Raw genomic sequence first — 7284 nt, 5'->3', positions numbered from 1 at the left:
TTCTAGAAATCTTTAATTTCTTTGCAATCTTAGTGTTTGAGAAACCTATACTCTTTAAACGATGTATTTCTTGATAACCATCCACTTTTCCACTCCTGTCCTCTCCCTTTCGATATACTCAGCCTAAGTATACCGAAAGGTGTTTATAATTACTAAACTGTTTAGTCTTATTTGGAGAAAACCGTTTACTTTTATTTGTGGAAAACTGTTGAGTCTAGTTTAGCAGTTACAATACTATTTAGTGAAATCTAGATAGTATCCACGGTTTTACTTAGTTCTGATGAAAAAGTTCGCCATCTCCTACACCAAAATGTTTTTACAATTGTACAATTGGAAATCTCATTGTTTATTCTTCATTACATATATCCTACTTAGTTATTAAAGACCCATATAACCATTTGACTATGAACCATTTTCCTATTACAATATAATTATATTGACTCAGACAATATTTATAGGTAGGTGATCAATTGTTAGGTTTAGAATACATCTTAGATCTCTATGGAATGCAACACATCGAATTAGCTGAAAAGCTCGGTATCAAAAAGCAAAATATTAACCTCTGGATTAAGAAAAAACAAAATATCTCTAAAAGACACTTACCTACTCTCGAAGAAATCTTTGGTATAGAGGCTAAATATTTTTCTAAGGAATTAACCGATTTAGATAAACTGGAGATTCAAAAGGAAAAACTAAAACAAGATCTCCATCCTGTTATCATGAAACATGAGGAACAATTTTTAATTGGAGAAGAAAATGATCTCGTTGAAGTTCCTATTTATGATAAAGATGAAATAAATCAAATTGAGCATGATATTGAAAAGGCAAAGCTCATTAAAAAGTTCCGAGATATGGTTAACCGTGCAGAACATCAACCTTACTTAGATACATTTAAGTTAGTTTTGGAACTTTTAGATAAAGCACAGCATGAACCCACATTTCATAAGACGATAGAGGGATTGGCCCATTATCTAGAGGTATTACCAGACTGGGTGTCAACAGGTCCTGAGCAAGATGAGTTTGAAAGTGAATTATTTGAAGTACTAGATGATTATAACTATTAAAAAGGAGACTTATAATATGGAAACAGCAATGATAGGATTCGAAGAAACACTATGGAAAGCCGCAGATAAACTACGTGGAAGTATGGATGCATCAGAATATAAACACGTTGCATTAGGATTAATTTTCTTAAAATACATTTCTGATAAATTTGAAACGAAATATAACGAGTTGGTCGAAGAAGGCGATGGATTTGAAGAGGATCGTGACGAATATACATATGAAAACATCTTCTGGGTTCCTAAAGAAGCACGTTGGGACTTCATTAAAGACCATGCAAAAGATCCGAGAATTGGGCAATACATTGATGAAGCAATGATTGCAATTGAGAAAGAAAATCCAACATTGCGAGGGGTATTAGATAAGCGTTATGCACGACCAGAGCTTGATAAACGACGTTTAGGTGAACTGATTGACTTGATTTCAACCATTAAACTCCATAATAAAGAGGAAAAGGATTTACTAGGACGAATTTATGAATACTTCTTAGGCAAATTTGCAAGTGCAGAGGGTAAAGGTGGTGGAGAGTTCTATACACCACAAAGTGTCGTTCAAACATTGGTAGAAATGATTGAACCATACGAGGGTCGAATCTATGATCCTTGCTGCGGAAGTGGCGGTATGTTTGTTCAAAGTGAAAAATTCGTAGAACGTCGACAAGGTAAAATAGAGAACTTATCAATTTATGGCCAAGAGTTGAACTCCACAACTTGGAAGCTATGTAAGATGAATCTTGCTATTCGTGGACTTGAAGGTAATATCGGAGAACATCATGCAGATACATTTCATAATGACTTGCATAAAAATTTAAAGGCGGACTATATCTTGGCGAATCCTCCTTTCAATATAAGTGACTGGGGAGGAAATGAATTAGTAGATGATGTTCGTTGGAAATATGGTACACCTCCAAATGGAAATGCCAACTATGCATGGCTTCAACATATGATTTATCACCTAGCACCAAATGGCGTAGCGGGGATTGTTTTAGCAAATGGTTCATTAAGTTCAAACACATCGAATGAAGGGGAAATACGTAAGAACTTACTAGAAGCAGATTTAGTCGATGCTATAGTTTCATTACCGGGGAACTTATTTTATTCCACTCCTATTCCTGTTTCTTTATGGATTTTGAATCGAAATAAAAAAAATAATCCTATGTATCAAAGTAGAGAAAAAGAAATTCTCTTTATTGATGCTCGAAATTTAGGACAAATGGTTGACCGTCGTATACGTGAATTAACCGAAGAAGATATTCAAAAAATTGCAGGAACCTATAGAAATTGGCGTAAAATAGATGGTGAGTATGAAGATATTAAAGGTTTCTGTAAATCAGCTACCTTAGATGATGTTCGTGAAAATGGATACACGTTAACACCCGGTAGTTATGTGGGAATAAGTGATGTAGAAGAAGACGACATACCTTTTGAAGAAAAAATGGTAACCCTCACAGGTGAACTAAGAGAACTATTTGATAAATCACACCAAATAGAAAGTGAATTAAAGCAGAAATTAGGAGGGATTGGGTTTGACATCTAATTATTGGAAGAAGGCTCCTTTACGGGAGCTTACTTTGAAAGTAGGTAGCGGTGCAACACCACGTGGTGGTTCAAATAGTTATGGAGAGTCCGGAATTCCCTTTATTCGCAGTCAAAATATATACAATCTTAAATTTGATAACAGAGGTATTGTATATCTAAACGAAGAGCAAGCAGAAAAACTAAATAATGTGAGAGTATTAAAAGATGATGTTCTGTTGAATATTACTGGGGATTCTGTTGCACGTTGTACTAAAGTGCCAGAAGCATTTATTGGGTCAAGAGTAAACCAGCATGTGTCAATTATAAGAACTAAACAGGAAGAATTAGATCCTGATTTTTTGATGTATTACCTAAATAGTCCATATATGCAGAGATATATGCTATCCCTAGCTCAATCAGGTGGTACAAGAGCGGCACTTACAAAGGGTATGATTGAGTCTTTTGAAGTCCCTTTGCCAAGTTTACAAGAGCAGAAGGCAATTGCAAACATTCTTTTAAATTGTGACGAAAAAATTGATACGAACAATGAAATTATTGGAAAACTGGAAGAGATGGCCCAAGCGTTATTTAAACATTGGTTTATTGATTTTCAATTTCCAAATCAAAACGGAAAACCTTATAAAACAAGTGGTGGAGAGATGATTGATAGTGAGTTAGGAAAGATACCGAAAGGTTGGGAAGTTGCATCGCTAAAAGAACTTGTAGAAATATCAAGCAAAAGTGTTAAGCCCCATGAATATCCTAATAGATTGTATGAACATTATAGTATCCCTGCTTATGATGAAAATAAAGAACCTGAGTATCAAGAAGGAAAAGAAATAAAAAGTAATAAATATGTAGTAAATAATGAAGTAGTACTCGTTTCTAAGTTGAATCCAAGTACGAAAAGAATATGGAAACCATTAACTAAATCTAATGATGCGATATGTTCTACTGAGTTTATTGTTTATGTTCCAAAAATGGATAAAACTTTATCGTATGTATATGAATTCCTAAATAATGACCGATTTCAAAACTTATTAATATCTAATGCTACTGGTTCAACCGGAAGTAGACAAAGAGTAAGACCTAAAGAAACATTAAAATATAAAATAGTTTTACCTAAATTAGAAATAATTCAAAAATATTCTGAATTGGTTAGTTCAATTCATAGTCAAATAGCTATAAACAAGATACAAAATCAAAAACTAAGAGATTTAAGGAATGTCTTGTTACCAAAGCTCATGTCCGGTGAAATTCGAGTTCCCTATAATGAGGAAATGTTGGAAGAAGTTTAAAAAACAATTAATCCCAGTGGAGAAAGGAGAGGTAATATTGGTTTTTTTAAAAAATTTTACTGAAGATAAACTTGAAGAAGCAGCAATTGAAATTCTTCAAGAGCTTGGCTACGAATATATCTTCGGGCCTGAAATTAGTTCAGATGGGGAACGAGCTGAACGGAAAGATTATCGAACCGTTATTTTAGAAGAGCGTGTGAAAGATGCTTTATTTAAGAATAACAGGCATTTGCCACACGATGCCTTGGAAGAAGCATTTCGACAAATTATTGCATTTAATAGTCCTAGTCTTGAGGAAAACAATCGCTATTTTCATAAACTGATTACTGAAGGTATCGATGTCTCATTTCATAAAGATGGCCAAAATCGTTCAATGAAGGCCTTTCTAATTGATTTTGATCATCCATCTAAAAACGAATTTCTTGTTGTGAATCAATTTACTATTGTTGAAAAAGAAGAAAGACGCCCGGATCTAATCTTATTCATTAACGGTATTCCTTTAGTTGTTATAGAGCTGAAGTCTGCTTCGGATGAAAATGTAAGTATCGATAATGCCTATGCACAGATTCAAACGTACAAACGCGATATACCTTCTTTGTTCTACTATAATGCGTTCTGTATCTTATCAGATGGTATTAATGCCAAAGCAGGAACTATTACCGCGAATCAAGAGCGCTTTATGAATTGGCGTTCGGTAGACGGAGAAAACATTGAACCGTTGGAAGTCCCTCAATATGAAGTCATGTTGAGAGGAATGCTTTCTAAAGATCGTTTGATTGATATCATTCAAAATTTTATATTATTTCAGGAATCCCATGAAGAAGAACGCGATGAAAAAGGCAGCAAAATTGGGGATAAAAAGACAATTGCTAAAATTATGGCTGCCTATCACCAATACTTTGCAGTTAAAAAAGCTGTTGAACATACGAAAACAGCAACAAGTGAAAATGGAAATCGCAAAATCGGTGTTATTTGGCACACTCAAGGGTCTGGGAAAAGTTTTTCGATGGTTTTCTATACGGCACAACTTGTTAATCAGCTAAATAACCCTACAATTGTGGTAATTACAGACAGAAATGATTTAGATGATCAATTATTTAATACCTTTTCTAAATCACAGGATATATTAAGACAAGCACCAAAGCAAGCGGATGTACGAAAGCTCAGTGAAGAACAAAAAAAACAACAAGCTAATGAAAAGTCTAAAGAAATAAATGGTCTATACGAACTTTTAAATGAACGACAATCTGGGGGTATTATTTTTACTACTATTCAGAAATTCAAACCAGAAGAAGAAGGGGAAATGCCAGTCCTAACTGATCGTAGAAATGTAATTATAATTGCGGATGAGGCTCACCGAAGTCAGTACGGATTTTCTGCAAAAACAAACAATAAAACAGGCGATGTAAAATATGGTTATGCAAAATATTTGCGCGATGCGCTTCCAAATGCCTCTTTTATCGGTTTTACAGGCACACCGATTGAATTAGAAGATAAGTCCACTCCAGCTGTATTTGGTAATTATATCGACATTTATGATATGACAAGAGCAGTTGAAGATGAGGCAACAGTAAAAATTTATTACGAGAATCGTATTATACGTTTGGAAGCTAATGAAGAGGAATTAGCTAGAATAGATGAAGAATTTGAAGAAATAACTGAAGACCAAGAAGAGTCTACTCGTGAAAAATACAAGTCTAAATGGTCACGCCTTGAAGCCATTGTTGGTTCTCCTAATCGAATTAAACAATTGGCAAAAGATATCGTTTATCATTATGAAGAGAAGGCTAAAACAATTGATGGAAAAGCGATGGTCGTGTGTATGAGTCGCCGAATTTGCGTAGCCCTTTATAATGAAATCGTCAGTATTCGTCCAGATTGGCATTCTGATGATGAAGATAAAGGTAAAATTAAAGTAGTCATGACAGGTAGTGCAGGGGACGAAGATGTACTACAAGCCCATATAGGTGGCAAGAAACGTCGTGATCTGTTAGCTAAACGTATGAAAGATAATAGCGATGAATTAAAAATTGTTATTGTCCGTGATATGTGGTTAACAGGCTTTGATGTACCTTCTATGCACACTATGTATATTGATAAACCGATGCAGGGCCATAACTTAATGCAGGCAATTGCACGGGTTAACCGTGTGTTTAAAGATAAATCAGGCGGAGTAGTGGTTGATTATATTGGTATATTAGAAAGCTTAAAGAAAGCATTAAATCAATATACCGATAGTGACAAAAAAACTACTGGTATTGATACATCCGCTGCCGTAGCTGTGATGAAAGAGAAACTTGAAATTCTACAAGACATGATGCATGGCTATGATTACTCGGCTTATATGGGTAACTCACAAGCTGGACGTATTCGTGCAATAACTGGTGGAATGAACCTTATTTTCGGTAAGAATGAAAAGGAACAAAAGGATTTCAAACAGACCGCAACAGAATTAGCAAAGGCCCACTCACTCTGTGCAGCAACAGACGAAGGAAAACAGGTTGCTATGGAAGTAAGTTATTTTAAAGCGGTTAAAGCAAGTCTTAATAAGCTCCAACAAAAACAGCCTAAACGTAAATCCAAAAAGGAAGTAGAAACTCGTGTAAGTCAATTACTTGAACGTTCAATTATTTCCGAAGAAGCAGTGGATGTATTTGAAGTTATGGGCTTAAAACATCCTGATGTTTCTATCTTATCTGAGGAATTCTTAGAAGAAGTTCGATCTTATGAGCATAAAAACTTAGCCGTTGAAATGCTCAAAAAGCTGCTTGAAGGCAACATTAAGACAATGGAAAAACGCAATCTAGTTAAATCCCAGAAGTACTCAGAAAAGCTAAAACAATCATTGAATAAATATAAAAACCAAGCAATTACCAATGCCGAAGTAATGGAAGAATTAATTCAAATGGCAAAAGATATGAAAGTAGCTCGACGAGAGGAAGAGGACCTTGGATTAGATGAGGATGAAATTGCATTCTATGATGCTTTAACTTCTGAATCTGTTGTTAAAGAATTAATGGAAGATGAGGTATTACTTAAAATAGCCAATGAGTTGACTCAAGCGATTAGACGCAACATGACAATAGATTGGCATGTAAGAAAGAGCGCCCGTGCTGGCATGAGGCGAATTATTAAAAGGCTTTTAAGAAAATATGATTATCCACCTGATCAAGCGAAGAAGGCATTAGAAACAGTAATGCATCAAGCGGAGTTGATGGCGGAGCATACAGAAGTAACGGATTGGGGTATACAAGCAGCGGAATCAAAAGGTGAATATAGATTATAACAGCGGATGTCAGTCATTTTAGAAAAAGTTAGGTGAAGGAACTTTTATTAATGACTGGCATTTTTTGTTTGTGAGTGACTGTTCCTATGTTATAGGACAGATAATCTTAAATATAAAACTA

At 34.9% G+C, this 7284-nt stretch carries 4 protein-coding genes; all 4 read left to right on the top strand.

The features are described from left to right. The first annotated feature begins 470 nt into the window (after positions 1-470). Genes KM885_RS15505 through KM885_RS15490 form a run of 4 tightly spaced genes read left to right on the top strand, consistent with a single transcriptional unit; the run spans position 471 to position 7163 of the window. Positions 471-1064: a helix-turn-helix domain-containing protein gene (locus KM885_RS15505; protein WP_216884236.1), complete on the top strand. Its 594-nt coding sequence runs from the start codon at positions 471-473 to the stop codon at positions 1062-1064. Positions 1065-1080: 16 nt separating this feature from the next. Next, complete coding sequence (locus KM885_RS15500; protein WP_216884235.1) at positions 1081-2598, top strand: class I SAM-dependent DNA methyltransferase; 1518 nt, start codon at positions 1081-1083, stop codon at positions 2596-2598. Continuing rightward, positions 2588-3877, top strand: a complete 1290-nt coding sequence (locus tag KM885_RS15495) for a restriction endonuclease subunit S (protein ID WP_216884234.1) — start codon at positions 2588-2590, stop codon at positions 3875-3877. Before KM885_RS15500 ends, KM885_RS15495 begins: the two co-directional genes overlap by 11 nt. Before the next feature lie 37 nt (positions 3878-3914). Next, positions 3915-7163, top strand: coding sequence for a type I restriction endonuclease subunit R (locus KM885_RS15490; RefSeq protein ID WP_216884233.1), 3249 nt, complete (start codon positions 3915-3917; stop codon positions 7161-7163). The last annotated feature ends 121 nt before the right edge of the window (positions 7164-7284 follow it).

Source organism: Oceanobacillus caeni, from assembly GCF_019037185.1.
GTDB lineage: Bacteria > Bacillota > Bacilli > Bacillales > Amphibacillaceae > Oceanobacillus > Oceanobacillus caeni.
Note: the sequence above shows the minus strand (reverse complement) of the source record. Positions and strands in the feature narration are given on the sequence as shown.

Excerpts from the sequence above, each read along its gene's own strand:
- KM885_RS15500 (WP_216884235.1), top strand. The coding sequence starts at position 1,081 with ATGGAAACAGCAATGATAGGATTCGAAGAAACACTATGGAAAGCCGCA.